The 25,648-nt window shown below is 72.0% G+C and carries 24 protein-coding genes; 13 read left to right on the top strand and 11 right to left on the bottom strand.

Annotated features, from left to right (window positions below; genetic code table 11):
- The first annotated feature begins 61 nt into the window (after nucleotides 1-61).
- On the top strand, nucleotides 62-634 hold the full coding sequence (locus BLW76_RS13125; protein ID WP_435792495.1) for a TetR/AcrR family transcriptional regulator: 573 nt from the start codon (nucleotides 62-64) through the stop codon (nucleotides 632-634).
- Here BLW76_RS13125 and pucD read toward each other — a convergent pair.
- Genes pucD through BLW76_RS13105 form a run of 4 tightly spaced genes read right to left on the bottom strand, consistent with a single transcriptional unit; the run spans nucleotide 621 to nucleotide 5,534 of the window.
- Nucleotides 621-2,876: a xanthine dehydrogenase subunit D gene (gene pucD / locus BLW76_RS13120; RefSeq protein WP_091306718.1), complete on the bottom strand. Its 2,256-nt coding sequence runs from the start codon at nucleotides 2,874-2,876 to the stop codon at nucleotides 621-623. The two genes, BLW76_RS13125 and pucD, sit on opposite strands and share 14 nt — an antisense overlap.
- Nucleotides 2,873-4,213 (bottom strand): 8-oxoguanine deaminase, encoded by a 1,341-nt coding sequence (locus BLW76_RS13115; RefSeq protein ID WP_091306715.1) that lies wholly within the window; start codon nucleotides 4,211-4,213, stop codon nucleotides 2,873-2,875. The genes pucD and BLW76_RS13115 overlap by 4 nt, the downstream gene beginning before the upstream one ends.
- Nucleotides 4,210-4,677: a (2Fe-2S)-binding protein gene (locus tag BLW76_RS13110; RefSeq protein WP_091306712.1), complete on the bottom strand. Its 468-nt coding sequence runs from the start codon at nucleotides 4,675-4,677 to the stop codon at nucleotides 4,210-4,212. The genes BLW76_RS13115 and BLW76_RS13110 overlap by 4 nt, the downstream gene beginning before the upstream one ends.
- Nucleotides 4,668-5,534 carry an FAD binding domain-containing protein gene (locus BLW76_RS13105; protein ID WP_091306710.1) on the bottom strand — a complete coding sequence of 289 codons (867 nt, stop codon included), beginning with the start codon at nucleotides 5,532-5,534 and terminating at the stop codon, nucleotides 4,668-4,670. The genes BLW76_RS13110 and BLW76_RS13105 overlap by 10 nt, the downstream gene beginning before the upstream one ends.
- A gap of 137 nt (nucleotides 5,535-5,671) precedes the next feature.
- On the opposite strand from BLW76_RS13105, the gene BLW76_RS13100 reads away from it, so the two are divergent.
- Both BLW76_RS13100 and BLW76_RS13095 read left to right on the top strand, forming a co-directional pair.
- Nucleotides 5,672-6,991, top strand: a complete 1,320-nt coding sequence (locus tag BLW76_RS13100; protein ID WP_091306707.1) for a PucR family transcriptional regulator — start codon at nucleotides 5,672-5,674, stop codon at nucleotides 6,989-6,991.
- 89 nt (nucleotides 6,992-7,080) lie between these two features.
- Nucleotides 7,081-7,569 (top strand): MarR family winged helix-turn-helix transcriptional regulator, encoded by a 489-nt coding sequence (locus BLW76_RS13095; RefSeq protein ID WP_091306704.1) that lies wholly within the window; start codon nucleotides 7,081-7,083, stop codon nucleotides 7,567-7,569.
- Here the strand turns inward: BLW76_RS13095 and dctA are convergent.
- The gene (gene dctA / locus BLW76_RS13090; RefSeq protein WP_091306701.1) at nucleotides 7,566-8,846 is read right to left on the bottom strand and encodes a C4-dicarboxylate transporter DctA; all 1,281 of its coding nucleotides are present in this window, start codon (nucleotides 8,844-8,846) and stop codon (nucleotides 7,566-7,568) included. The two genes, BLW76_RS13095 and dctA, sit on opposite strands and share 4 nt — an antisense overlap.
- A gap of 92 nt (nucleotides 8,847-8,938) precedes the next feature.
- Between dctA and BLW76_RS13085 the strand changes: the two genes are divergently transcribed.
- Complete coding sequence (locus BLW76_RS13085; protein ID WP_244170150.1) at nucleotides 8,939-10,084, top strand: DUF2786 domain-containing protein; 1,146 nt, start codon at nucleotides 8,939-8,941, stop codon at nucleotides 10,082-10,084.
- Here BLW76_RS13085 and BLW76_RS13080 read toward each other — a convergent pair whose 3' ends face one another.
- On the bottom strand, nucleotides 10,085-10,321 hold the full coding sequence (locus BLW76_RS13080) for a hypothetical protein (protein WP_091306696.1): 237 nt from the start codon (nucleotides 10,319-10,321) through the stop codon (nucleotides 10,085-10,087).
- Nucleotides 10,322-10,663: 342 nt separating this feature from the next.
- On the opposite strand from BLW76_RS13080, the gene BLW76_RS13075 reads away from it, so the two are divergent.
- Nucleotides 10,664-11,005: a hypothetical protein gene (locus BLW76_RS13075; protein ID WP_091306694.1), complete on the top strand. Its 342-nt coding sequence runs from the start codon at nucleotides 10,664-10,666 to the stop codon at nucleotides 11,003-11,005.
- A 60-nt stretch (nucleotides 11,006-11,065) separates the two neighbouring features.
- Here BLW76_RS13075 and BLW76_RS13070 read toward each other — a convergent pair whose 3' ends face one another.
- The gene (locus BLW76_RS13070; RefSeq protein WP_091306691.1) at nucleotides 11,066-12,253 is read right to left on the bottom strand and encodes a DUF6986 family protein; all 1,188 of its coding nucleotides are present in this window, start codon (nucleotides 12,251-12,253) and stop codon (nucleotides 11,066-11,068) included.
- The gene (aceB, locus tag BLW76_RS13065) at nucleotides 12,253-13,830 is read right to left on the bottom strand and encodes a malate synthase A (protein ID WP_091306688.1); all 1,578 of its coding nucleotides are present in this window, start codon (nucleotides 13,828-13,830) and stop codon (nucleotides 12,253-12,255) included. The genes BLW76_RS13070 and aceB overlap by 1 nt, the downstream gene beginning before the upstream one ends.
- A gap of 112 nt (nucleotides 13,831-13,942) precedes the next feature.
- On the opposite strand from aceB, the gene BLW76_RS13060 reads away from it, so the two are divergent.
- The 4 genes from BLW76_RS13060 (at nucleotide 13,943) to BLW76_RS13045 (ending at nucleotide 16,171) form a co-directional block, all read left to right on the top strand.
- On the top strand, nucleotides 13,943-14,719 hold the full coding sequence (locus BLW76_RS13060) for an IclR family transcriptional regulator (RefSeq protein WP_091306685.1): 777 nt from the start codon (nucleotides 13,943-13,945) through the stop codon (nucleotides 14,717-14,719).
- A 74-nt stretch (nucleotides 14,720-14,793) separates the two neighbouring features.
- Nucleotides 14,794-15,114, top strand: a complete 321-nt coding sequence (locus BLW76_RS13055) for a hypothetical protein (protein ID WP_091306682.1) — start codon at nucleotides 14,794-14,796, stop codon at nucleotides 15,112-15,114.
- A 225-nt stretch (nucleotides 15,115-15,339) separates the two neighbouring features.
- Nucleotides 15,340-15,810 (top strand): hypothetical protein, encoded by a 471-nt coding sequence (locus tag BLW76_RS13050; RefSeq protein ID WP_091306678.1) that lies wholly within the window; start codon nucleotides 15,340-15,342, stop codon nucleotides 15,808-15,810.
- A gap of 61 nt (nucleotides 15,811-15,871) precedes the next feature.
- Nucleotides 15,872-16,171 carry a hypothetical protein gene (locus BLW76_RS13045; protein WP_091306675.1) on the top strand — a complete coding sequence of 100 codons (300 nt, stop codon included), beginning with the start codon at nucleotides 15,872-15,874 and terminating at the stop codon, nucleotides 16,169-16,171.
- Nucleotides 16,172-16,467: 296 nt separating this feature from the next.
- Here the strand turns inward: BLW76_RS13045 and ftsY are convergent, their stop codons facing one another.
- Nucleotides 16,468-17,766 (bottom strand): signal recognition particle-docking protein FtsY, encoded by a 1,299-nt coding sequence (gene ftsY / locus BLW76_RS13040; protein WP_091306673.1) that lies wholly within the window; start codon nucleotides 17,764-17,766, stop codon nucleotides 16,468-16,470.
- A 139-nt stretch (nucleotides 17,767-17,905) separates the two neighbouring features.
- On the opposite strand from ftsY, the gene BLW76_RS13035 reads away from it, so the two are divergent.
- From BLW76_RS13035 to BLW76_RS48470, 4 genes are all read left to right on the top strand, one after another.
- Entirely contained in the window at nucleotides 17,906-19,132 is a 1,227-nt protein-coding gene (locus tag BLW76_RS13035) for an anhydro-N-acetylmuramic acid kinase (RefSeq protein ID WP_091306671.1), read from the top strand.
- A complete protein-coding gene (locus tag BLW76_RS13030) occupies nucleotides 19,119-20,684 on the top strand; it encodes a sodium:solute symporter (protein WP_091306669.1) in 1,566 nt (521 codons plus the stop codon). The genes BLW76_RS13035 and BLW76_RS13030 overlap by 14 nt, the downstream gene beginning before the upstream one ends.
- An 86-nt stretch (nucleotides 20,685-20,770) precedes the next feature.
- Nucleotides 20,771-21,271, top strand: a complete 501-nt coding sequence (locus BLW76_RS13025; protein ID WP_091319343.1) for a DUF3455 domain-containing protein — start codon at nucleotides 20,771-20,773, stop codon at nucleotides 21,269-21,271.
- A 19-nt stretch (nucleotides 21,272-21,290) separates the two neighbouring features.
- Complete coding sequence (locus BLW76_RS48470; protein WP_167384591.1) at nucleotides 21,291-21,458, top strand: hypothetical protein; 168 nt, start codon at nucleotides 21,291-21,293, stop codon at nucleotides 21,456-21,458.
- Here the strand turns inward: BLW76_RS48470 and smc are convergent.
- Both smc and BLW76_RS13015 read right to left on the bottom strand, forming a co-directional pair.
- On the bottom strand, nucleotides 21,451-25,053 hold the full coding sequence (gene smc, locus BLW76_RS13020) for a chromosome segregation protein SMC (protein WP_091306666.1): 3,603 nt from the start codon (nucleotides 25,051-25,053) through the stop codon (nucleotides 21,451-21,453). The genes BLW76_RS48470 and smc overlap by 8 nt on opposite strands.
- A gap of 156 nt (nucleotides 25,054-25,209) precedes the next feature.
- Complete coding sequence (locus tag BLW76_RS13015; RefSeq protein ID WP_091306664.1) at nucleotides 25,210-25,497, bottom strand: acylphosphatase; 288 nt, start codon at nucleotides 25,495-25,497, stop codon at nucleotides 25,210-25,212.
- Nucleotides 25,498-25,648 lie beyond the last annotated feature (151 nt).

Here is a 25,648-nt window from a genome sequence, read left to right as displayed (position 1 = left end):
GCCAACCTGTGGACAACCCGGATTTGATAGAACGCTCTACCGGCCGCGTATCCTCGGCTCCGTGGCAGGGACCAAGGACCGCATCATGGCCGCCGGCGCCGAGCTGTTCCGGCGCAACGGCTACGCCGGCACCGGGCTGAAGCAGATCGTCTCCGAGGCCAACGCGCCCTTCGGGTCGCTCTACCACTTCTTCCCCGGCGGCAAGCAACAGCTCGGCGAGGAGGTCATCCGCACCTCGGGTCTGGCGTACATCGCGCTGTTCGACCTCTTCATCACACCGGCCGAAGACCTCGTCAGCGGGATCGAGGCCTTCTTCGCCGCCGGGATCGCCACGCTCGAAGCCACCGGCTACGTCGAAGGCTGCCCGATCGCGACCGTCGCCCTGGAGGCGGCCGCCACGAACGAGCCGCTGCGGCAGGCCACCGCCGACGTCTTCACCGCCTGGATCGACGCCGGGACCGAAAAGTTCGCGGCCTTCGGGCTCAGCGCGGAAGCCGCCCGGACGCTGACCATCACCGCCGTCAACAACCTCGAAGGCGCGTTCGTGCTCTGCCGGTCGCTGCGCGACACCGAAGCGATGGCCGTCGCCGGCGCCGCGACCGTCGAGGTGGCCAAGACGCTCATGTCCCGGTGAGGTGCTCCGGCCGCACCGGGACGCGGGTGAGCGCGAGCCCGGTCGCGGCCCGGATCGCCGCCACGATCGCCGGGGTCGAGGAGATCGTCGGTGGCTCGCCCACCCCGCGCAGGCCGTACGGCGCGTGCGGGTCGGGGCGCTCCAGGACGTCGATGGTCATCGGCGGCATGTCCAGCACCGTCGGGATCAGGTAGTCGGTGAAGGACGGGTTGCGGATCTTCCCGCCGGACGTCTGGATCTCCTCCATCACCGCGAGCCCGAGCCCCTGCGCCGAGCCGCCCTGGATCTGGCCCAGCACGGCCTGGGGGTTCACTGCCTTGCCGACGTCCTGGGCGCAGTCCAGCGCGACCACCTTGACCAGGCCCAGCTCGGTGTCGACGTCCACGACCGCCCGGTGCGCGGCGAACGCATACTGCACGTGCGCGGTGCCCTGGCCGGTTTCCGGGTCCAGCGCGGACGTCGGGCGGTGCCGCCACTCCACCGTCTCGTCGTGGACGTCGTCGCCGAGGACGTCCACCAGGTCCGCGACCACCTGGCCGTCGGCCGCGACGACCTTGCCGCCGACCACCCGCACCCGCTGGTCGAAGCGGGACAGCAGCCGCGCGCGCACCGCCACGCAGGCGGCCTGCACCGCGCCGCCGGTGACGTACGTCTGGCGGGACGCCGACGTCGAGCCGCCGTTGCCGATCGAGGTGTCCATCGGCAGCACCGTCACCCGGTCGACGCCGAGTTCGGTGCGGACGATCTGCTGCATGACCGTCACCAGGCCCTGGCCGACCTCGCAGGCCGCGGTGTGCACGGTCGCGGCCGGCTCGCCGCCGACCACCTGCAGGCGCACGCGGGCCGTCGAGTAGTCGTCGAAGCCTTCGGAGAAGCAGACGTTCTTGATCCCGACGGCGTACCCGACGCCGCGGACGACGCCCTCGCCGTGCGTCGTGTTCGACACCCCGCCCGGCATGTGCCGCAGGTCGAAGGGCCGCTCCGGGGGCAGCGGCATCTCCCGCACCCGGGAAAGCAGCTCCGCGACCGGCGCTTCCGCGTCGACGACCTGGCCGGTGGGCATCAGGTCGCCCTCGCTCATCGCGTTGCGGACGCGGATGTCGACGGGATCCAGTCCACAGGCGGCTGCCAGCTTGTCCATCTGCGACTCGTAGCCGAAGGCCGCCTGCACCGCGCCGAAGCCGCGCATCGCGCCGCACGGCGGGTTGTTGGTGTACGTGCCCCAGCAGTCCACCGAGACACTGTCCACTTTGTACGGTCCGACGCCGAGTGTCGCCGCGTTCGCGACCACCGCGCCCGTCGAGGACGCGTACGCGCCGCCGTCGAGGTACAGGCGCGTCTTCACGTACACGAGCCGGCCGTCGCGGGTGGCGCCGTGCTCGTAGTACATCTTCGCCGGGTGGCGGTGGACGTGTCCGTAGAAGGACTCTTCGCGGTTGTAGACCATCTTCACCGGCTTGCCGGTGTGCAGCGCCAGCAGGCAGGCGTGCACCTGCATCGACAGGTCTTCGCGGCCGCCGAACGCCCCGCCGACGCCGCCGAGCGTCAGCCGCACCTTCTCGACCGGCAGGCCCAGCGCGGCGACGATCTGCTGCTGGTCGACGTGCAGCCACTGCGTGGCGACGTACAGGTCGACGCCGCCTTCGGTGTCCGGCACGGCGAGCCCGGACTCCGGCCCGAGGAACGCCTGGTCCTGCATACCGACTTCGTAGACACCGGAGACGACGACGTCGGCGTCGAGGTCCTGCGGGCCGCGGCGGATCTTCACGTGCCGCACGACGTTGCCACCGGAGTGCAGCGAAGGCCCTTCGCCCGCGACGGCCGCTTCGGAGTCCGTCACCGGCTCCAGCTCTTCGTAGGTGACCTTGATTCGCTTCATCGCGCGGCGCGCGGTCTCCGGGTGGTCGGCGGCGACCAGCGCCACCGGCTCGCCCTGGTAGCGCACGACGTCAGAGGCGAGCACCGGCTGGTCGGCGTGCTCGAGGCCGTACCGGTTGACGCCGGGGACGTCCTCGTGCGTCAGCACCGCGTGGACGCCGGGCACGGCGAGGGCTTCCGCGATGTCGATGCCGGTGATCCGCGCGTACGGGTGCGGGCTGCGCAGCGTCACGCCCCACACCATGTCCTCGTGCCACAGGTCCGAGGAGTAGGCGAACTCGCCGCGCACCTTCACCGTGCCGTCGGGCCGCCGCGGCGAGGTCCCGATGCCGTTGGCGGTCTGCGAGGTGACGGACGTCGTCATCTGCTCTCCCTCAGCCGGGCGCTCGCGGCGGCCAGCTCGCGGGCGATCGCGGACTCGTCGGCTTCGCGCAGGGTGCCGTCCTCGACGACGGCCTTGCCGCCGACGAACAGGCGGCGCAGGGGCGGGGTGGTGCCGAGCACCAGCGCCGCGACCGGGTCGGTGATGCCGGCGTAGTTGAGCCCGGTCAGGTCCCAGACGGCGAGGTCGGCGAGCTTCCCCGGCTCGAGCGAGCCGAGGTCGGCCGCGCGGCCGAGGCAGCGGGCGCCGCCCATCGTGCCCATCCACAGCGCTTCCCGCGTGGTCAGGCCGCGGGGCCCGCAGCGCTGGCGGGCCTGCAGGAGCGACTGGTGGAGCTCCTCGCCGAGGCCGCCGGACTCGTTGGACGCGGCGCCGTCGGCGCCCAGGCCGACCGCGACCCCGGCGTCGAGCAGGTCGCGGACGGGCGCGATGCCGGCGCCGATGCGGCCGTTGGACGTCGGGCAGTGCGCCGACCCGGTGCCGGTCGCGCCGAACCGGCGGATCGCCTCGGGCGCGAGGTGGATGGTGTGCGCGAGCCAGACGTCGTCGGCGAGCCAGCCCAGCTTGTCGGCGTACTCGGCGGGCGTGCAGCCGACCTCGGCGAGGCACTGGCGCTCCTCGTCGACGGTCTCCGCGAGGTGCGTGTGCAGCCGGACGCCCTTGCGGCGGGCCAGCTCGGCCGCGCCGGACATCAGCCGCTCGGTGACCGAGAACGGCGAGCAGGGCCCCGCCGCGATCTGCAGGTGGGCGGCCGGGGAGTCGTCGTGGAAGCGGTCGATGGCCGCTTCGGTGCCGGTCAGCGCGCCCTCGGTCGTCTCGACGAGGTTGTCCGGCGGGAGGCCGCCGTCGGATTCGCCGCGGTCCATCGACCCGCGCACGACGTGCAGCCGGACGCCGACGCGCTGGCGGGCCGCGGCCAGCGCCGCGACCTGGTCGCCGCCGTCGCGCGGGAAGACGTAGTGGTGGTCGGCGACGGTGGTGCAGCCGGTCAGCGCCAGCCGCGCCATCCCGGCGGTGCCCGCGGCGTGCGTGATCTCGTCGTCGAGGCGGCTCCAGACCGGGTAGAGCGCGACCAGCCACTCGAAGAGCGTGTGGTCGGCCGCCATCCCGCGGGTCGCCCACTGGTAGAGGTGGTGGTGGGTGTTGATCAGGCCGGGCGTGACCAGGCAGCCTTCGGCCTCGACGCGCTCGTCGAACTCGCCGGTGTAGACGCCTTCGCCGACTTCGGCGATCCGGTCGTTCTCGACGACGACGTGCCCGGACTTGTGTTCGGGACCGCTGACGGTGGCGATCGCCGCGTTCGCGATGAGCGTCCTCACGCCACACCTCCCTTGGCCGCGGCACGCACCGCGTCGAGGATCTTCTCGTAGCCGGTGCAGCGGCAGAGGTTGCCGGCCAGCGCTTCGCGGATCTCCTCGTCACTCGGATCGGGGACGCGGTTCAGCAGGTCGTGCGCGGCGACGACCAGGCCGGGGGTGCAGAAGCCGCACTGCACGGCCCCCGCGTCCACAAAGGACTGCTGGACCGGGTCGAGCGCGTCGCCGTCGGCGAGGCCCTCGACCGTGCGGACCACGCGGCCCTCGGCCTGCCCGGCCGCGACCAGGCAGGCGCACACCGGGACGTCGTCGAGGTAGACCGTGCAGGAGCCGCATTCGCCCTGCTCACAGGCGTTCTTGGAGCCCGGGAGGCCGAGCCGTTCCCGCAGCACGTACAGCAGGCTTTCGCCTTCCCAGACGTCGTCCGCCTGGCGCTGCTCGCCGTTGATCGTGACATTCAGGCGCATGCGCGCTCCCCCGTCCGGTGTTCGTCCCAGGCCCAGGTCAACGTACGCCGCGCGAGTACCCCCAGCGCGTGCTTCCGATACGCGGCGCTGCCGCGGACGTCGTCGATCGGCCGGGCGGCGGCGCCGACCAGGTCGCCGAAGCGGCGTTTCAGCGAGTCCGGCAGCGGTTCGGGTGACGTCCAGGGCAGCTCGGCGGCCAGGAAGGCCTCGGCCTCCCGGGCGCGGCGCGGGGTCGGGGCGGCGGAGCCGATCGCCGCGCCGACCTCGCCCTGCCGGAGCGACAGCGCGAAGGAGCAGACCGCGATGACCATCGCGTTGCGCGTCCCGACCTTGGCGAACTGCTGCGGCCCGGCGTGGCCGGGCAGGTGGACGGCGGTGATCAGCTCGTCCGGGGCCAGCGCGTGCCGTTTCACGCCGACGTAGAAATCCTCCGCGCGGAGGATCCGGGTCCCCCGGACGGACGCGACCTCGACCCGCGCGTCCAGGGCGAGCAGCACCGGGTGGGTGTCGCCGGCGGGCGAGGCGGCGCCGAGGTTGCCGCCGACCGTGCCGCGGTTGCGGATCTGCGGCGACCCGACCGTGCGGGCGGCCATGGCCAGCGCGGGGACGGATTCACCCAGTTCGGCGATGACGCGGGAGTAGGGGACGCCGGCGCCGAGCCGGACCGTGCCGTCCGATGTGGACCACCACTGCGCCAGCTCGGGGACCCGGGTCAGGTCGAGGAGGGCTGCCGGGCGCCGGTGGTCGAAGTTGAGCTCGACCATGACGTCGGTGCCGCCGGCGATCGGCACCGCGTCCGGCCGCTCGGCCTTGAGGGCCAGCGCCTCGGCGAGCGTCGCGGGACGCAGGAACTCCACTGGTTCTCCTTCAGAGAGGTGCTCCTTCGCGGGTGCGATAGACCAGTAGACGACGGATCACGGCCGGGCGGCAACGGCAGCACGCATGAACCGCACGGGAGCGGACCCGGGCGCGTTTGTGCTTTCCTACAAGCCTCATGACGACCGTGAAAACTCTGCTGGACCTGCCGGGGCTGCGGCTGCGCCCGCGGGCCGGGACCGACCTGCTCGACCGGCCGGTGACGCGCATCTACGTCACGGAGCTGTCCGACCCCGGACGGTACCTGTCGGCCGGTGAGCTGGTGCTGTCCGGCCTGCTCTGGTGGCACGCGCCCGGGGACGCCGAACCGTTCGTGGCCGCGCTGGCCCGGTCGGGCGCGGCGGCGCTGGCCGCGTCCGGCGCCGACTCCGGCGGCATCCCGGACGACGTGGTCGACGCCTGCGTCCGCCACCGGATCCCGCTCCTGGAAGTGCCGGCCGACCTGTCGTTTTCGGTGATCACCGAGCAGGTCGTGCTGGCGCTGGCGGCGGCGTCCGACAGTGCGCGCAAACGTTTGCAGGCGGCGGCCGAGGCCCCGGTGGAGACGCTGGTGGAGCGCGCCGCGGCGGAACTCGGGCTGCCCTGCTGGGTGCTGTCGGGCCTCGGCCGGCTCGTCGCGGGGACGGCCCCGCTGCCGATGCCGCCCGAGGAGGTGGTCCGCCGGTACGCGGCACGCGAGCCGGGACCGCTGACCGTGCTCCCGGTCGAGGGCAGGCACGCGGTGCCGTGGCTGATCGCCGTCGGCGGGCCGGTGAGCACCGCGCAGGCGGAGCTGACCGAGGAGGTGGCGGGGCTCGTCGGGGTCACCCGGGCGCGGGCCGTGCCGCCGGCGGTGTCGCTGCCCGAGGAGGTGTGCGTCGTCGCGTTGCGGACCGAGGGCAGCGACGAGAGCCGGGACGTGCTGACCGAGTGGCTGCCGGACGCGGTGGTGTTCGATTCCGCGGGTGACACGTCTTACGCGGCTGTCGCGCGGTTCCAGCCCGCGGGCTTGTCCATTGTGGAGCCGTTGCTGCGGGCGGCGCGGCTCCTGTGCGGGGTCGGCGATCCGGGACCGCGGGCGGAGGCCGCGGAGAGCGCGCGGTACGCCTTGGCGGTGGCGGCACGGCAGCCGGGCCGGGTGGCGGTGGTCCGGGCCGGTGAAGTGGCGGCGCACGAGCTGCTGCTGGCGGGTGCGCCGGCCGGGCTGCGCGCGGCACTGCGGCGCCGGGTGCTCGGCCCGCTGCTGGCCTACGACGCCGAGCAGCACACGGACCTGGTGCACACGGTCCGGGTGTTCCTGGAGTGCTCGGGCTCGCCCACCCGGGCGGCGAAGGCGTTGCACGTCCACGTGAACACGCTGCGCTACCGGATCGGGCGGGCGGGTGAGCTGCTGGGGGTGGATCTGACGGAGTTCGCCGACCAGCTCGACGTGTACCTGGCGTTGCGCGCCGGCGACTAGAAACGCCGCTCGGCGCAGGGGACGTGCCTCGCACCCCACCGGCCGCCGTCTCGCGTTGCGCGGCCGCATGCCGGGAGGAGACTGAGGGCGTGGACCCCGAGATAACTTCGGCCCGGCAGGCGGCGGACGACGCCCGCGTGCTGGCCTTCGGGCAGCTCCAGGGCGCCGCAAACCGGCTCGGTTACCTGCTCGGGCGGGCACTGGAGCGCGAATGCGGGATCACCCACCTGATGTACGAGGTCCTGCTGATCGTGGGCCGCACCGGTGACGACGGGCTGACCATGCGCTCGATCGCGCAGGAGCAGGTGCTCACCACCGGCGGGGCGACCCGGCTGGTCGACCGGATGGAGGCGCTCGGGCTGGTGACCCGCACGGCGTCCCCGGCCGACCGCCGCGTCCAGCTGGTCCGGCTGACCTCGTTCGGCGAAGAGACGACCGTGCGCGCCAGCCGCGTGCACGTGGCGAACGTCGAGCAGTTCTTCTTCCGGCCCCTGCCCGACGACCACCGGGAGCGGTTCACCGAAGACCTGCGCACGCTGAGCCACTTCGCCCGGGACGCGCTCCCGCGGCTGCGTTAGGCCGCGACCGGCGTCGCTCCGTCCAGGGTTTCCCGCAGCTTCTCCCGGTCGAGCTGGCCCTCGGACTTCGCCACCACGAACGTCGCCACGCAGTTGCCCAGCAGGTTGACGAACACGCGCATCGAGTCCATCAGGCGGTCCGCGCCCAGCAGCAGGGCCACGCCCGCCACCGGGAACGCCCCGATCGCCGCGGCCGTCGCCGACAGGGCCAGGAAGCTCGAGCCCGGCACGCCCGCCATGCCCTTCGACGTCAGCATCAGGATCAGCACGGCCAGGAGCTGCTGGCCGAGTGTCATCTCCACGCCGAACGCCTGCGCCAGGAACACGGTGCAGATCGACAGGTAGATGGTGGCGCCGTCGAGGTTGAACGAGTACCCGGTCGGCACCACCAGGCCCGTCGCGGCGCGGGAGCAGCCCGCGTCGGTCAGCTTGACCATGATCCGCGGCATCACCGACTCCGTCGAGGCCGTGCCCAGCGCGAGCAGGAACTCCTCACGCGCGTAGCGGAGGAACTTCCAGACCGAAACCCCGGCGTAGAACCGGGAAATCGCGGCGAGGACCAGCGTGAAGAGCACGGCCGCGCCGTAGCAGGCGGCGATCAGCTTCGCGTAGGTGCCCAAAGTGGACAGACCGTACTGGCCGATGATGAACGCCATCGCGCCGAACGCGCCCAGCGGCGCGACCCGCATGATCCAGCCCATCACCTTGAAGATGACCTGCTGCACCTGGTCGACGAAGCCGAGCACCAGCGGGGCTCGCTCGCGCCCGATCGCGGCCAGTGCCACGCCGAAGAACACCGCGAACACCAGCACCTGGAGCAGCTGGTTCTGCGCGAAGGCGTTCACCACGCTGTCAGGGATGGTGTGGAGGAGGAAGTCGCCGACGGACGGCAGCTGTCCGCCCTTCGTCTGGCTCGCCACGGCCTTCGGGTCGAGGGTCGCCGGGTTGATGTCCAGCCCGGCCCCGGGCCGGAAGACGTTCGCCACGACCAGGCCGAACAGCAGCGCGAACGTCGTGACGACCTCGAAGTAGACGATGGCCTTGAGTCCGATTCGTCCGACCGCTTTGATGTCGCCGACGGCCGCGATCCCGGTCACCACGACACAGAAGATCAGCGGCGCGATGATCATCTTGATCAGCCGGATGAAGCCGTCGCCGACCGGCTTGAGCTGCGCACCGAGCACCGGCCAGAAGTGCCCGACCAGCACGCCCGCGACCACCGCGACGAGCAGCTGCACGAACACGGACGTCCACCAGCGCTTCTTGTTCTCCGCCATGGCGCGACCCTAGGCATCGGATGTTCCAGCGGTGTTAACGCTCGCAGTGACGTACCCGACGCCCGGAAAGGACACTGCGGCAGACTGGGCGGGTGGGCAAGGTTCCCGTCGGCCCGCCGCCGACGACGGTCGAAGAGTTCGGCGACGCGCTGCTCGCCGCCGCACCGGGCGACGCCCGACGGCTCGCGCCGGGGTTCACGCTGCCGGCCGAACTCGCCTCGGCTGCCGATCTGATTGCCCGGCAGCTGATCGGCCGGGCGTGCCGGGGCGGCTGGCTGCCCGCCGACCTCCACCAGGCGGCCCGCCGCCGTCTCGACGAGTTCGCCGGCTCGTACCTGCTCGACACCCTGGTCGCGTACGCCGGGCAGTTCGCGGTCGTCCACCCGGACTGGCAGGCCCAGCTCGACGCGGTGAGCACCGGCCGCTGGTGGACGACGACGGAGCCGCACCTGCCGCAGTGGGCGGCGAAGCACATCCTGACGCCGTCCGAAGCCGTCGCGGCGGCCATCGAAGCCTTCGGCCTGCTGAAGACGTTGCCGCCGGTCACCGTCGTCCTGCCCGCGCCGGGGACCGCGCCCGGGCGTCCGGCGGGTCACCACGCCGTCGACGAGAAGAAGCTGGGCCGGGTCCGCGCCCTGCTGGCCAAGGCCGAGTCGAGCACGTACCCGGAGGAGGCCGAGGCGCTTTCGGCGAAGGCGCAGGAGCTGATGACCCGCCACGCCCTGGACCGAGTGCTGGTCGAGGCGGACGAGGTGCCCGAGCGGCCCGCGGCCCGCCGGATCTGGCTCGACACGCCGTACACGGACGCGAAGTCGCTGCTGGTCCACGTGGTCGCGAAGGCCAACCGCTGCCGCGCGGTCTTCGACCCGCGCTGGGAGTTCGTCACGGCGGTCGGCGACGAGGACGACCTGGCCGCCGTCGAGCTGCTGACGACGTCCCTGCTCGTCCAGGCGACGCGGGCGATGATCGCCGACCCGGCCGGCCGGTCCCGCCCGTTCCGCAAGTCGTTCCTCGTCTCCTACGCCACCCGCATCGGCGAGCGGCTCGAGCGAGCCACGGAGGCGACGATCGCGGAATCGCCGGAGCTGCTGCCGGTGCTGGCGTCACACGAGAAGCAGGTGGCGGCGGCGTTCACCGAGCTGTTCCCCGAAGTGGTGAACAAGTCGGTGACCGTCCGGAGCCACGAAGGCTGGGGCGCGGGCCGGGCCGCCGCCGACCGCGCCCGCCTCGGCGAGTAACTACAGGAAGATCTTCACGAGCTGGTCGCGGCCGTCCTGATCGCGCAACAAGACCTGCTTGCCCGCCTTGAGCTCGGCATCGAGGAACTCGTAGACCAGGAGGGCCCGGTTGACGAGGTCGACTTTCTTCAGGCCGGTGCGCTCTTGGAGCTTCGCCAGCGCCTCGACCGCTTCGGCAATCAACGCAACGTTGACGCGGTCGACCACCGCGGACCGGTTCTCCTCACCTGCGGGCATGCTTCCTCCTCTGCTTGCCACACCATCATGACATGTTCGACACCGGAAGCACACATTTTTCGCAGCAGAAGTGTGTTGCGATCTAGCCTGCGGGGTTCTACAGTCGAACGGCACCCTTGACGCGGACTCGTCTTCATGCAGGCGGGCCGAGTGATCGGGAAGCAGGACCACGCTTCCTCGCGGCAGGGACTCCGGGGGAACCGGGCGGCGACTGCCCATTGTCGGGGGGAATCGCCGGCCGGTAAACCGGCCGCGGCGCGAGCCGCGGTCACGAAAAGTGGTCCCCGGTCCAGCGTGCCACCGAGGACGCCTGGCCGGGCCCGGAAAGGAACGGGCACGAGCATGGGTGCCGAAATCGAGCGTGCGGATCCATCCGCACCTCACGGAGGAGAACCGGACCGGGACGACAGCCCGAGCCGGTTCGCGCACGTCCGGATCGAGACGTCGGAGGTGAAGGCGGAGATGGCGGTGCCGTCGAGCCAGACCCGCCGGCTGCTCACCACGGTCCTGGACGTGCTGGTGGTGCTCGGCGCGGTCCTCGGGCCGACGCTGACGTTGAAGGCGGCTGCGGCGGCTCTTCCGACGTGGGCGACAGCCGGGACGATCGCGGGTCAGCTCGCCGTGCTGACCGTGGTTGCCGTGATCGCACACCGGCCGGAACACCCCGGCCGGTTGCCGTCGTAGCAGTCACCGTGAGCAGTGGCTGAGTGGGCGCTTCCCCTTGAGCGCCCGCTCTGCCACTGCTCACGCGAGCCGCAGTGCGTACTTCTCCAGCTCAGCCCGGCCGAACGGCAGCTCACCTTCGTCCAACGCCCCGCAGTCGAGCCCCCGCAGCAGGTACACCGCCAGCGCCTGCGCGGTCGCCGGCTCGTCCAGCACTCCCCCGGCCGTCTTCTCCGCGTACGCGCGCAACCTCTCCACCGCCTCAGGGAACCCCGAACGGTAGAACGTGTACGTCGCCGCGAAGCGGGTCGGCAGCTGGTGGGGGTGCAGGTCCCAGCCCTGGTAGAAGCCGCGCTCCAGTGACCTTCGCACCAGCCGGAGGTGTTCGGCCCACGCCGCGGGCAGGGCGTCGCCGATCGGGAGCTTGTTCGTCGAGCCGTCCGAGAGGCGGACGCCGGTGCCCGCCGCCGCGACCTGCATCAAACCCTTGGCCAGGTCCGCCGCCGGGTGCTCCATGCTCTGGTACGCCGCCGCGATGCCGAGGCCCGCGCTGTAGTCGTACGTCCCGTAGTGCAGCCCCGAGCAGCGGCCCGCCGCGGCCTGCACGATCCGCGCCACCGACAGCGTTCCATCGAGGTCCACAATGGACTGGGAGGTCTCGATCTGGACCTCGAAGCGCAGCGTCCCCGAAGCTAGTTCGTACGCGGATTCCAAGTGCGCCAGTACTTCCGCGGCGACAGCAACTTGGTCCACCGCCGTCACCTTCGGCAGCGTGACGACGAATCCGGGTGGCAGCGGCCCGTTGTCCAGCAGCGAACCGAGGAACAGGTCCAGGGTGCGGATCCCGCGCCGGCGCGTCGCCGCCTCGAAGCTCTTGAAGCGGATGCCGCAGAACGGTGTCCCGCCGGTCGTCGCGAGAGTCTGGCCGGCCGCGCGCGCGGCGGCGTCCTCGACGTCGTCCGGCACGCGGCCGTAGCCGTCCTCGAAGTCGATCCGCAGGTCCTCGATCGGCTCGGTCAGCAGCTTGGCCCGGACGCGTTCGTACACGTCGGCGTCGACGCCGAGCAGGTCGCCGTGCTCGATGAACACGCGCATCGCCTGCTTGCCCCAGTCGGCCACCAGGCGCGTCTTGTACTGCGAAGCCGGGACGTAGACCGTGTGCACGGGCCGGCGTCCCGGCCGCTCCCCCGGGTACGCCGCCGCGACGCGCGCGTCGGCCTCGGCCAAGCGCGCGTCGGCGGCGGCGTAGACGTCCTCGGGCAGGCGCACTACTTGATCTTCTCGTACGCGGGCAGCGTCAGGAAGTCCGGGAACTCCTCGGCCAGCGCGACCTGCTCGAACAGCTCCACCGCGGGCTCCAGCAGCTCCGGCTTGAGCTCGCCGGCCAGCTCGCCGCGGACGTCGGCCAGCACGCCGCGCACCAGCTCCGCCGTCACGGTGTCGCCACTGTCCAAAGTGGTCCCGTTCTTGACCCACTGCCAGATCTGCGAGCGCGAGATCTCGGCGGTGGCGGCGTCCTCCATCAGGTTGTGGATGGCCGCCGCGCCGTTGCCGCCCAGCCAGGAGGCGATGTACCGGACGCCGACGTCGACCGCGGCACGCAGGCCGGCCGCCGTCGCGCTCCCCGGCGTCGAAGCGACGTCCAGCAGCTGGTCGGCGGTGACGCTCACCTCGTCGCGGGTCCGGCCGAGCTGGTTCGGCTGCTCGCCGAGGACCTTGTCGAACTCCTCCTTGCAGAGCTCGACCATGCCCGGGTGGGCGACCCAGGAGCCGTCGAAGCCGTCGCCGGCTTCGCGCGACTTGTCCGCGTGGACCTTCTCGAAGGCGCCCTTGTTGGTCTCGGGGTCCTTGCTCGGGATGAACGCGGCCATGCCGCCGATCGCGAACGCGCCGCGCTTGTGGCAGGTGCGCACCAGCAGCTCGGTGTAGGCCCGCATGAAGGGCGCGGTCATGGTGACCGAGTTGCGGTCCGGCAGCACGAACTTCTCGCCCGCGTCGCGGAAGTACTTGATGACGCTGAACAGGTAGTCCCAGCGGCCGGCGTTGAGGCCCGACGCGTGCTCGCGCAGCTCGTAGAGGATCTCCTCCATCTCGAACGCGGCCGGGATGGTCTCGATCAGCACGGTGGCGCGGACGGTGCCGTGCTCGATGCCGAGGGTCTTCTCGGCGTGCGTGAAGACGTCGTCCCAGAGCCGCGCTTCGAGGTGGCTCTCCATCTTCGGCAGGTAGTAGTACGGGCCCTTGCCGCGCTTGAGCAGCTCGGCGGCGTTGTGGAAGAAGTGCAGGCCGAAGTCGACGAGCGCGCCGACGCCCTCGCGGCCGCCGAAGGACAGATGGGCTTCGGGCAGGTGCCAGCCGCGCGGGCGGACCACGATCGTGGCGTGCTCGACGTCGCCGGAGAGCGCGTAGCTCTTGCCGCCGCTCTCCAGGGTGATCGTCTCGCGGATGGCGTCGTAGAGGTTGACCTGGCCGGAGACGACGTTGTGCCAGTGCGGGGTGTTGGCGTCCTCGAGGTCGGCCAGCCACACCTTCGCGCCGGAGTTGAGCGCGTTGATCGTCATCTTGCGGTCGGTCGGCCCGGTGATCTCGACGCGGCGGTCCCGCAGCGCGGCGGGCGCGCCGGCGACCTGCCAGTCGCCTTCGCGGATCTCCTTCGTCTCCGGCAGGAAGTCGAGCCGGCCGGTGGTCCGGGCCTCCTCGCGGCGCTTGCTCCGCGCCTGGAGCAGCTCGTCGCGGCGGCCGGCGAAGGCGTCGTGGAGGCCGGCGAGGAAGGCGAGCGCCTCCGGCGTGAGGATCTCGTCGCCGCGCTCGACCGGGTCGCCCAGCACCTGGACTTCAGAAGACATGGGGAAACACCTCGAGGGTTCGGATCTTTGGATAACGTCCCTACGGTTTTCTACCAGCCGGACTATAGTTTCTGCATAGCGGAAGCTCAACGCCGACGTAAGGAGGGCCACCGTGCCGGCGGAGAAGAACGGTCGCGACGGCGGCGTCCAGTCCCTGCAGCGCGCCTTCGAGCTGCTGGAACACCTCGCGGACACCGGCGGCGAGGCGAGCCTGTCCGAGCTGGCGACGCTGTCCGGGCTGCCGATGCCGACGATCCACCGGCTGATCCGCACGCTCGTGGACCTGGGGTACGTCCGCCAGAACACGAACCGCCGCTACGCGCTGGGCGCGCGGCTCATCAGGTTGGGCGAGAACGCGAGCATGCAGTTCGGCGCGTGGGCCCGGCCGCTGCTGGCCGAGCTGGTGGAGGAGGTCGGCGAGACGGCGAACCTGGCGGTCCTGGAGCGCGACGAAGTCGTGTACGTGGCCCAGGTGCCCTCGAAGCATTCGATGCGCATGTTCACGGAGGTCGGCCGGCGGCTGCTGCCGCATGGGACGGGGGTCGGGAAGGCGATGCTGGCGCACCTGCCGTCTTCCGATGTCCGTGAGCTGCTTTCGCGGACGGGGATGCCGGCGTACACGGAGCACACGTTCACGGACCCGGACGCGCTGGCGGTGGAGCTGTCGCGGATCGCCGCGCAGGGGTACGCGCTGGACGAGGCGGAGCAGGAGCTGGGAGTGCGGTGCGTCGCGGTGGCGGTGCCGGGCGCGCCGGTGCCGGCGGCCGTGTCGGTGTCGGGCCCGTCCGGGCGGCTGACCGCCGAGGCGGTGGCGCACATCGCCCCGGCGGTGCAGCGGGTGGCGGACGCCCTCGGGGCCAGCCTGTCCCAGGCCGTCGCACAAGTGTGACACTGGGTGAATTTAGGGTGACACAAAGTGACCCCCCTGCGGCGAGCGAAACCTGCGCCGGTAAAGTACGCGGCATGGCAAGCCTCGAAGACCTCGAAACCCGAGTGACCGCACTGGAGGAACAGATGCAGCGCATCCGGCAGGACGCCGCGGCCGCCCGCGTGCTCGCCGGAACGGCAGACCGCGATGTGTCCGAGTTCAAGCAGATCCTGAACGGCCACACCAAGGTGCTCAACGCCATGCGCGAGACGCAGGTCGAGCAGGGCCAGCGACTCGACCTGCTCGAGTCGAAGTTCGATCAGCTCGACGCCAAGGTCGACCGCGGGTTCACCAAGGTGAACATCGGCATTGAGCAGATGAGCCGGCTGCTTCAGCAGGTCATCGACAAGGACTGACTCAGCTCCCCGGCGTCCGGCTCGGACGCGGTGCTGCTGCGCCGATCGGACGCAGCAGCACCCGATCTCCGCGATTGGCGGTCATGATGGGGCCTCTCTCGTAGCGAATGACGGCTTCGAAGCGTCTGCTACGAGGAGGGGCACGAGCGGACGTGCGTCAACCGGGCATGCCCGGATTCTGCGCCGGTGCGCGTCCGCCGTCATCGAACATCGCCGGAGGCGCGCATGGACACGCACACCGGTGCCTTGGCCTGGCTCGCACAGGGCGCCGCTTCGAACCTCCTGGACCGGCTCGTCGACCGGGCGCTCGACGGGCCCGCCGCACCGCCCGCCTGGCCGCGGCCGGCCAAGACCGCGGCCGGGACCGTCGAGATCGGCGTCCGGCACCACCTCGCCGCGAAGGGCCGGACGCCGGTGATCCTCACGCTGCAGGAGGACGGCAGCCGGACCGGCACCGCGTTCTCCGCGGTACTCGGCCACACCGCCCGCATCGCGCTCCCGGGCGGCCGCTACTTCGGCGCGGCCATGGTCGTCGACCCCACGCGGCGGACCCTGCAGGGCATCGGCTGGTCGCGGCTGACGGTCGCGGCCCGCCGGACGTCGCCGTGCCTGATCGCGGTCAACCGCCCGTCGGCGCCGGTGATCCTGCAGCTGGGCCTGCGGAAGGCCGACGGAACGCCGCTGTTCCGGCTTTAGGTATCAGCTCGGGGCCCAGGCGCCTCTTTCCCTGCAGCACGCGCTCGCGGAGGGAGCCGAAGTGGCCGAACCGATCACCCTGGCGCTCCTCTGGCTGGGGCAGACGGCCGGTGCCGCCGTCATCGGCCGTCTCGCCGAACGCGGCGTCGACCGGCTGCTCGACGGGCCGCGGCAGCTCGTCCTGCCCCCGGTCGCCGAGCCGCGCCGGCACCGGCTCGGCGACGTCACCAGCGACCTCGACATCACCGTCCGGTTCGGCGGCCGGTGCTGTACGGCATCGGCTGGGTGCGGCACTGGGTCGCGAGCAGCGGGACCGACCGGCTCACCATCGCGACCGAGCAGCCGACGGAGAGCCTGCTGAAGAAGCTGGGGCTGCAGGCGGCGGACGGCACGGGTCCCTTCGACCCGGCACCGCCGGGCGCCCATCGCACCCCGGCAGCTCCCGGCCGCACCCGGCGGGTTCCCGGCCCCGTCGGCCGCCGCCTCGATCATCGCGCGCGCCGCCGAGCGGGGCGCCGCCCCGCGCTCGCCGGCGGGCGACTCGAACTGCCGGGCCGAGGTGTTCCGGTTCGGGCCACGCTGCACGATCCCGGTCGGCCGGCGAGGCTGGAACGGGCTGTGCCCGGGCCACGACTGGGCCACCCGGGAGCAGATCACCTAGCCCAGGAGCGCGTCCACGAAGGCACCCGGCTCGAACGGCGCCAGGTCGTCCGGGCCCTCGCCCAGCCCGACCAGCTTCACCGGGACGCCCAGCTCCTTCTGGACCTGGAACACGATGCCGCCCTTGGCCGTGCCGTCCAGCTTGGTCAGCACGATGCCCGTCACGTCGATGACCTCGGCGAACACCCGGGCCTGCATGAGCCCGTTCTGGCCGGTCGTCGCGTCGAGCACGAGGAGCACCTCGTCGACCTTCGCCTGCTTCTCCACGACGCGCTTGACCTTGCCCAGCTCGTCCATCAGGCCCGTCTTCGTGTGCAGCCGGCCCGCCGTGTCGACCAGGACCGCGTCCACGCCGGTGTCCACGCCGCGCTTGACCGCGTCGAACGCCACCGCCGCCGGGTCCGCGCCCTCCTTGCCGCGGACGACCTCCGCGCCCACGCGCTCGGCCCACGTCTGCAGCTGGTCGGCCGCCGCCGCGCGGAACGTGTCCGCCGCGCCCAGCAGCACCGTGCCGCCCTGGGCCACCAGGACGCGGGCGAGCTTGCCCGTGGTCGTCGTCTTGCCCGTGCCGTTGACGCCCGCCACCAGCACCACCGCCGGCTGCTTCTTGCCGTCGACGGTGTGCGGCAGCGCCCGGACCGCGCGGTGGCCGTCGGTCGACAGCTGCGCCGTCAGCACCTCGTGGAGCACCTCGCGGGCCTCCGCCGACGACCGCACCGCGCGCCGGGAGAGCTCGTCGCGCAGCCGCTCGACGATCTGGTTCGTGGTGGCCGCGCCCAGGTCGGCCATCAGCAGCGTGTCCTCGACGTCCTGCCAGGAGTCCTCGTCGAGGTCGCCGGCGCCGAGCAGGCCCAGCAGGCTCGTCCCGAACACCGACCGCGACTTCGACAGCCGGCCGCGCAGCCGCTCCATGCGGCCGGTCGCCGGCTCGATCTCCTCGGCCGGCGCGGGCTCGGCCGGCGCGGGCGCTTCGGGCGCCTCGGGCAGCTTGACGTCCCGGACCGTGCGCTGCGCCGAGTCACGCGGCACGGCCGCGTCGTCGCCCACCGCGGGCTGGCCGTCGACCTCCGGCCGGTCCTCGACCGGGTGCTCCGGGGCTTCGGCCTCGGCCGTGCCGCCGGGCGCGAGCGCGATGCCCCCGCTGGCCGCGTACGAGCCACCCTTCGGTTTCGCCTCGACCTCGCGCTGGGCGTCCAGGCTGATCCGCCGCCTGCGTGCGACCAGCAGGCCGGTCACCAGCAGGGCGACCAGGACGACGACGGCGACGACTACGAACAGGAACCAGGTGCTCGACACGCGCCCATCCTTTCATCCGCGCCCGGCCGCGCCGGACACCCCGTCCGCACAGGCAATTCATCACAACCTAGATCCCGATTGGGCCAAGACTTAACCACGTGGGTTGCGTCACACGGGAGGCTCCACTAAACCCCTCCGGATGGGGAACCGCGCAAGCCACGGCTATCGGGTGATCGGCCTGATTTCGGGCACGTCGCTCGACGGCATCGACGTGGCCGCCGCCGACCTGCACGCCGAGGCCGGCACGGTCGTGCTGACCCCGCTCGGCGAGCTCGAGGTCCCCTACCCGGAGCCGCTGCGCGAAGCCCTGCTCGCCGCCCTGCCGCCGAACCCCTGCACCGCGGGCGAGCTGACCCGGCTCGACACCGGCGTCGGCCAGGCGTTCGCCGACGCGGCCGTGCGCGGCGTCGCGGAACTGGGCGGCAGCGCGGATCTCGTCGCGTCGCTGGGCCAGACGGTGTTCCACTGGGTCGAAGACGGCCACGTCCGCGGCACCCTCCAGCTCGGCCAGCCCGCCTGGATCGCCGAACGCACCGGGCTGCCGGTGTGCGCGGACCTGCGCGCCCGCGACGTCGCCGCCGGCGGCCACGGGGCGCCCTTGGCGAGCACGCTCGACCAGCTGTGGCTGCGCGGCCTCGCGGAGGACACCGGCCGCCCGGTCGCCGCGCTGAACCTCGGCGGCATCGCCAACATCACCGTCGTGGCCGAGGGACGGCCGGTGATCGCCTACGACACCGGGCCCGCCAACGCCCTGCTCGACCTGGCCGCCCACCGCGTCTCGGGGCAGCGCAGCGACGTCGACGGCAAGCTCGCCCTCGGCGGGTCCGTGCGCTCCGACCTGCTCGCGCGGCTGCTGACCGACCCGTACTTCGCCGCCGCGCCGCCGAAGTCCACCGGCAAGGAGCACTTCAACGCGGACTTCCTCGACGCGGCTCTCGCGGGCCTCGAGCCGGTCGAACCCGGCGACCTGCTGGCGACGCTGACCGAGCTGACCGCCGTCACCGTGGCCGGGGAGTGCCGCCGCCACGGCGTCACGACCGTGATCGCCTCCGGCGGCGGCGTCGCGAACCCGGCGCTGATGGCCGCGCTGATCCGCGCGGTGGGCCCGGCGGTGGTCAAGACCAGTGCCGACCTCGGCCTGCCCGGCGCAGGCAAGGAGGCGTACCTGACGGCGTTGCTGGGCTGGCTCACCTGGTGCGGCGTGCCCGGTACGGTGCCGTCGGCGACCGGCGCCCGCGGGCCGCGCCTGCTGGGCGCCCTGATCCCGGGCCGCGGCCCCCTGACCCTTCCCGCCCCGCTGGGGGGCACCGTGACGCGGTTGCGAGTCGCGGAGAAGACCGGAGGAGAGATCCATGCGCGGTGTTGACCTCGCCATCATCGTGATCTACCTGGCGGCGATGCCGCTGATCGGCGTGCTCGTCGGCCGGAGACAACGGTCGGCGGCCGACTACTTCGTCGGCGAGCGCAGCCTCCCGTGGGGCGCGGTGATGCTGTCCGTGGTGGCCACGGAGACCTCGACGCTCACCGTGATCAGCACGCCCGGGCTGGTCTTCGGCAACGCGTTCCTGTTCCTGCAGCTGGCCTTCGGCTACATCATCGGCCGGACGATCGCCGCGTTCGTCCTGCTGCCGCGGTACTTCCGGGGCAACCTCGTCAGCGCGTACGAGTTCCTCGGGCGGCGGTTCGGCTCCGGGCTGCAGGGCACCGCGTCGGTGACGTTCGTGATCACGCGGCTGCTCGCCGAAGGCGTGCGGCTGTTCGCCGGCGCCATCCCGATCAAGGTGATCCTGGCCCACTACGGCATCCACCTGGACTACTGGCTGATCGTCGTCATTCTCACCGCGTTGACGCTGGTCTACGCCTACATCGGCGGGATCAAGGCCGTCGTCTGGGTCGACGTCATCCAGCTGTCGCTGTACCTGGGCGGTGCCGCGGTGGCCGCGATCGTGCTGCTGAACAAGCTGCCCGCCGACTGGGCCGCCCAGGCGTCCGCGGACGGCAAGTTCATGCTCGTCGACTTCACGAAGAACCTGCTGACCAGCCCGTACGCGTTCGTGACGGCGGTGCTCGGCGGCGCGGCGCTGTCGATGGCCTCCCACGGCGCCGACCAGCTGATCGCGCAGCGGCTGCTGGCCACGCGCAGCCTGCGTGACGGGCAGAAGGCCCTGATCGGCAGCGGCATCATCGTCACCATCCAGTTCGCACTGTTCCTGCTGGTCGGGGCGATGCTGTGGGTGTTCAACGGCCGCAAGCCGGTGGCGCAGCTCGGCATGCAGAGCCCGGACGACGTGTTCTCGCGGTTCATCATCGACGACCTCCCCGTCGGCGTGTCCGGCCTGCTCATCGCGGGTGTGCTCGCCTCGACCATGGGTGCGCTGGCGTCGGCGTTGAACGCCCTCTCGACGTCCACTGTGGCCGACCTCTACCAGCGGTTCACCAAGCGCTCGCCGGAGGACTCGAAGCTGCTGCGGCACGGTCGCATGTGGACACTGATCTGGGCCGTCGTGTTCGCGGTGTTCGCGTCGATGTTCTCCACCACGAAGAACTCGGTCATCGAGCTGGGGCTGGCGATCACCGGGTACACCTACGGCGCGCTGCTCGGGTCGTTCCTGCTCGGCCTGCTGGTCAAGAAGGCGCGGCAGGCGGACGCGATCATCGCGTTCGTCGTCACGGTCGTGGTGATGGCGTTCGTCATCCTCGGGGTGAAGTTCAACGCGAAGACCGGCGGCCTGATCGGCGTGGACTTCAGCAAGGCGGCCGGCGACAAGGTGGCGCTCGCCTACCCGTGGTACACGCTGATGGGCGTGGTCATCACGCTGGTCGTCGGCGGTCTGCTGGCGCTGCGGCACCGCACGCCGGACCCGAAGGCGGCCGAAGCCGAAGCCGCCGGCGAGACCGCGGAGGTGCGCGCCGCCTGATCCTTCTGAACCGTTTCCGGCGGGCTCCCGTGTCGGATGGCGGGAGCCCGCCGAAAAGCGGCGGGAGGATTTCGAAGGTGGATTCGATGAAGCGGATGACGGTGGCGCTCGCGATCGGCGCCCTCCTGGTCGGCGGCGCGGCGACGGCTTCGGCCACCCCGGCGGCCTCGAAGGTGCCGGACGCGATCAAGGTCCCCGCGGGCAACCGGCCGCTGACCACGTACCCGGCCGAAGGCGTGCAGATCTACGGCTGCACGAACGGCGCGTGGGCGCTGGTCCAGCCCGCCGCGGTGCTGACGCGCCACGGGAAGCCGGTGGCGCTGCACAGCAAGGGCCCGGTCTGGACGTCCACTGTGGACGGCAGCACGGTCGGCGCGGCGGCGGCCGCGTCGTCGCCGCGGAAGGACGCGATCCCGGAACTGCTGCTCAAGGCGAACCTCAACACCGGCGACGGCGTCTTCGGCAAGGTGACGTACATCCAGCGCCTCAACACCCGCGGCGGCGTGGCCCCGGCCGGGGCGTGCACGGCCGGCGCGCAGACCGCGGTCCGCTACTCGGCGGACTACGCCTTCTGGGTCGCGGGCTGACCAGCGCCCCAATGTGGCGTTGGTTGCGTCCAACGCACCCAATGTGGCGTTCGGTGCGTCCAACGCACCGAACGCCACATTGGGGCGGCGCCCGACGATCGGCGACGCCGGCAGCGACCTGAGGCACTACGAGCCGCGCGTGCGCGGCGAGGACCGCCGCGCACCGCGCGAAGACGACGTCAGCTGACCGGAACCGGCTCTTCCTCGGTCGTGCGCAGCCGCTGCGAGATCACCTTCGTGATGCCGTCGCCCTGCATGCTCACGCCGTAGAGGGCGTCGGCGATCTCCATGGTCGGCTTCTGGTGGGTGATGATGATCAGCTGCGACGAGTCGCGCAGCTGCTCCAGCAGCCCGATCAGCCGGCGCATGTTGGTGTCGTCGAGCGCCGCCTCGACCTCGTCCATCACGTAGAAGGGTGACGGGCGGGCGCGGAAGATCGCGACCAGCATGCCCACCGCGACCAGCGACTTCTCGCCACCCGACAGCAGCGACAGCCGCTTGACCTTCTTGCCCGGCGGGCGCGCTTCGACGTCGACGCCGGTGGCCAGCAGGTCGTCCGGCTCGGTGAGGACCATCCGGCCCTCGCCGCCCGGGAAGAGCACGCCGAACACCGTCTCGAACTCGCGGGAGACGTCCGCGTACGCCGAGGCGAAGACCTCGAGGATCTTCTCGTCGACCTGCTTGATGACGGCTTCGAGGTCCTTGCGGGTGTCCTTGAGGTCCTCCAGCTGCGTGGAGAGGAACTTGTACCGCTCCTCCAGCGCCGCGAACTCCTCCAGGGCCAGCGGGTTGACCTTGCCCAGCAGGGACAGGTCCTTCTCGGCGCGCTTGGCGCGGCGGGCCTGGGTTTCGCGGTCGTAGGGCATCGGCGGCGGCGGGGTGACGTCTTCGCCGCGGTCCTTGGCCGCCTCGTACTCGGCCATTTCGCCCGCGCTCGGCGGGACCGGGACGTCCGGGCCGTACTCCTGGACCAGGTCGGCCAGCCCGATGCCGAAGTCCTCAGCGATCTTGGCTTCGAGGGTCTCCAGCCGCAGCCGCTGCTCGGCGCGCAGCACCTCGTCGCGGTGGACGGCGTCGGTCAGCTTCTCCAGCTCGCCGGTGAGCTCGCGGACCTTGGCGCGGACACTCGTCAGTGCCTGCTCGCGGCTCTGGCGGCGGGCCTGGACCTGGTCGCGTTCGGTGGCCGCGCGCTGCACCGAGTGCTCGATGCGCTCCAGCGCCAGCTCGCCGGCGTTGACGACGGCGGTGGCGATCTCGGCGCCGCGCTTGCGGGCCGCGGCGGCGCGCTCGGCGCGTTCGCGGGCCTGCTGCTCGGCGTGGGCGGCGCGGCGGAGGCCCTCGGCCTTGCCGGCGATGCTGCGCGCCCGCTCTTCGGAGGTGCGCTGCGCGAGCCGCGCCTCCATCTCCTCCTGCCGGACGACGGCCAGTTCCTCGACCGCGGCGTCGCGCTCGGCGGTGTCCGGGTCGTCCTCGACGGGCTGCTCGGCGACGGCGGCGAGCCGTTCCTCCAGCTCGGCGAGCTGGGCCAGCGCCTGCACGCGGCTCTGCTCGACCTTCGCGCGCTGCCCGGTCAGCCGCTCGACCTCGGCCTGGGCCTGGCGGGCGGCCTGCTGCAGCCGGTTGAGCCGCTCCGACGAGCGGGCCTTCCGGACCTTTGCCTCGCCGAGGGCGTCCTTGGCCTGCGAAACCTCTTCACGCCGTGCCTGCTGCTCGGCGCGGGCACCTTCCAGCTCGGCCGCGTACCGCTCCAGCGAGCGTTCGGCCAGCCGCAGCCGCTCCCCCGCCTCGTCGACGGCGGCCTGGACCTCGATGACGCTCTCGCGCTGGCCCGACCCGCCGATCGCCCAGCGGGCGCCGAAGACGTCGCCCTCGGCGGTGACCGCGCGGACGTCCGGGTGCACCGCGACCAGGTGCCGGGCCGCGTCGAGGTCGCGCACGATGGCGAGCTTGTCGAGGGCCTGCTCGACCGCGGGCCGCAGCTGCGCCGGCGCCGTGACGACCTCGCGGGCCCAGCGCGCGCCTTCCGGCAGCGACGGCCACGAATAGGTGTCCACAGTGGACTCGGGACCGCCGAGCAGGATGCCCGCGCGACCGGAGTCGGTGTCCTTCAAGTACTTCAGCGCGCGCAGGGCGTCTTCGCCGCCCGCGACGGCGACCGCGTCGGCCACCGGGCCGAGCGCCGCGGCCAGCGCGACCTCGTGGCCCGGCTCGACGGTCAGCAGCGCGGCGACCGAGCCGAGCAGGCCCGGCAGCTCGTGGGACGCGCCGAGCAGCGCGCCCGCGCCGTCCTTGCGCTTGAGCCCCATCGACAGCGCCTCGACACGCGCCTTTTCGGACGCGATCTCGCGCTCGGCCGCGCGCTCGGCCTTGACCAGCTCTTCGACGCGCGCCTTGGCCGCGTTGTTGGCCTCGACCGCACGGTCGTGGCGGTCCATCAGGCCGGCGTCGTCGGACTCCTCCGCGCCGCCCTCGGCCTTGGCCAGCTCGAGTTCTTCGACGGCGATCTCGGCGCGCTCGGCGGCCTCTTCGATGGAGACGCTCAGCCGGTCGATCTCGTCCGTGGTCGCGCCGTTCTTGCTGCGCAGCGCCTCGACCTGGCCGGTCAGCTTGGCCATGCCCTCGCGGCGGTCGGCGATCGCGCGGACGGCGGCCCAGTGCGCGCGCTCGGCGGCCTGGACGCGCTGTTCGAGGTCCTCGCGGCGCAGCACGGTCTGGGCGAGCAGCTCCCGGGCCTCCATGACGGCCTCGTTGAGCTCTTCTTCCTGCTCGGCGACGCGCTCGGCCTCTTCGAGAAGCTCCTCGGGGTCGCGGCCGCCGGTGTGGGCCGAGACGTCGGCGGAGAGGTGCCGCTGGCGCTCGATCGCCAGGCGGACGGTGCCGCGCAGGCGCTCGGCCAGCGCGGACAGCTTGTACCAGGTCTCCTGGGCGGTCTGCAGCAGCGGCGCGTCCTCGGCGAGCGAGGCCTCCAGCTCGGCTTCTTCGGCGGAGACGATCTCGAGGGTCTGCTCGACCTCGGCGCGGCGGGCGCGGGCCGTCTTCTCGTCGGCCTCTTCGCGCGCGATGGCCTCCCGCTGGGTGACCAGGTCGTCGGCGAGCAGGCGCAGGCGGGAGTCGCGCAGCTCGGACTGGACCGTCTGGGCCTTGCGGGCGATCTCGGCCTGCTTGCCCAGCGGCTTGAGCTGGCGGCGCAGCTCGGTCGTCAGGTCGCCGAGGCGGTCGAGGTTGCCCTGCATGTTGGCCAGCTTGCGCAGGGTCTGTTCCTTGCGCTTGCGGTGCTTGAGGACGCCGGCGGCCTCTTCGATGAAGGCGCGGCGCTCTTCGGGCTTGGACTCGAGGATCGCCGAGAGCTGGCCCTGCCCGACGATGACGTGCATCTCGCGGCCGATGCCGGAGTCGGAGAGCAGTTCCTGGACGTCCATCAGGCGGCAGCGGTCGCCGTTGATCTCGTACTCGCTGGCGCCGTCGCGGAACATCCGGCGGGTGATCGACACCTCGGAGTACTCGATGGGCAGCGCGCCGTCGGCGTTGTCGATGGTGAGGGTGACCTCGGCGCGGCCGAGCGGGGCGCGGCCCGCGGTGCCGGCGAAGATGACGTCCTCCATCTTGCCGCCGCGCAGGTCCTTGGCGCCCTGGGTGCCCATGACCCAGCGCAGGGCGTCGAGCACGTTGGACTTGCCCGAGCCGTTCGGCCCGACCACGCAGGTGATGCCGGGTTCGAAGCGCAGCGTGGTGGCCGAGGCGAAGGACTTGAAGCCCTTGAGCGTCAGGCTTTTCAGGTGCACGTGGTGCTGACCCCTCTGGCCGCGGGTACTGGCGGTTCAATCGTCCCAGGCTACCTGGGGGCCCGGCGGGTCCGCCGGATGCGCCCCCTCCTCGGCGCGCCTAGCACACCGGAGGCGGCCTCAGCAACATCACGAGCCACACCGGCCCCGGACGGCCTACCGCTCGACGAACCCCCTGAGTCCCCCTTTCGGGTCAGACCAGCGCTCGGCGACGTGCTCCACACGTCCGGGTGATTCTCCCGACCGTAACGCGGACAACAACCGCTGACAGTGGTCGCGGCTACCCTCCGCTATGACCTCGACACGCCCGTCGGCGAGGTTGCTCGCGCTCCCGACCAGGCCCAGTTCCAACGCACGGCTGCGCGTCCACCAGCGGAAACCAACGCCCTGGACCCGGCCGCGCACCCACGCCGTCAGCCGGGTGTGCGTTTCTTCCTCACTCACGCCGTTCCTCCCTTCCGGGTCAACCGACCGCGCACAGTAACGGATCAAGGCCACTACCTGGGCGAATACCCGCACGACGGTGATAACCTCCCCGCCGAGGTCGCTCCCCCGCCGTGGCTGTGTCTTTCACGAGACGCTCTCTCCCGAGACA

It is taken from the genome of Amycolatopsis tolypomycina (assembly GCF_900105945.1).
Lineage (GTDB): Bacteria > Actinomycetota > Actinomycetes > Mycobacteriales > Pseudonocardiaceae > Amycolatopsis > Amycolatopsis tolypomycina.
This window is presented reverse-complemented; position numbering and strand designations above follow the sequence as displayed.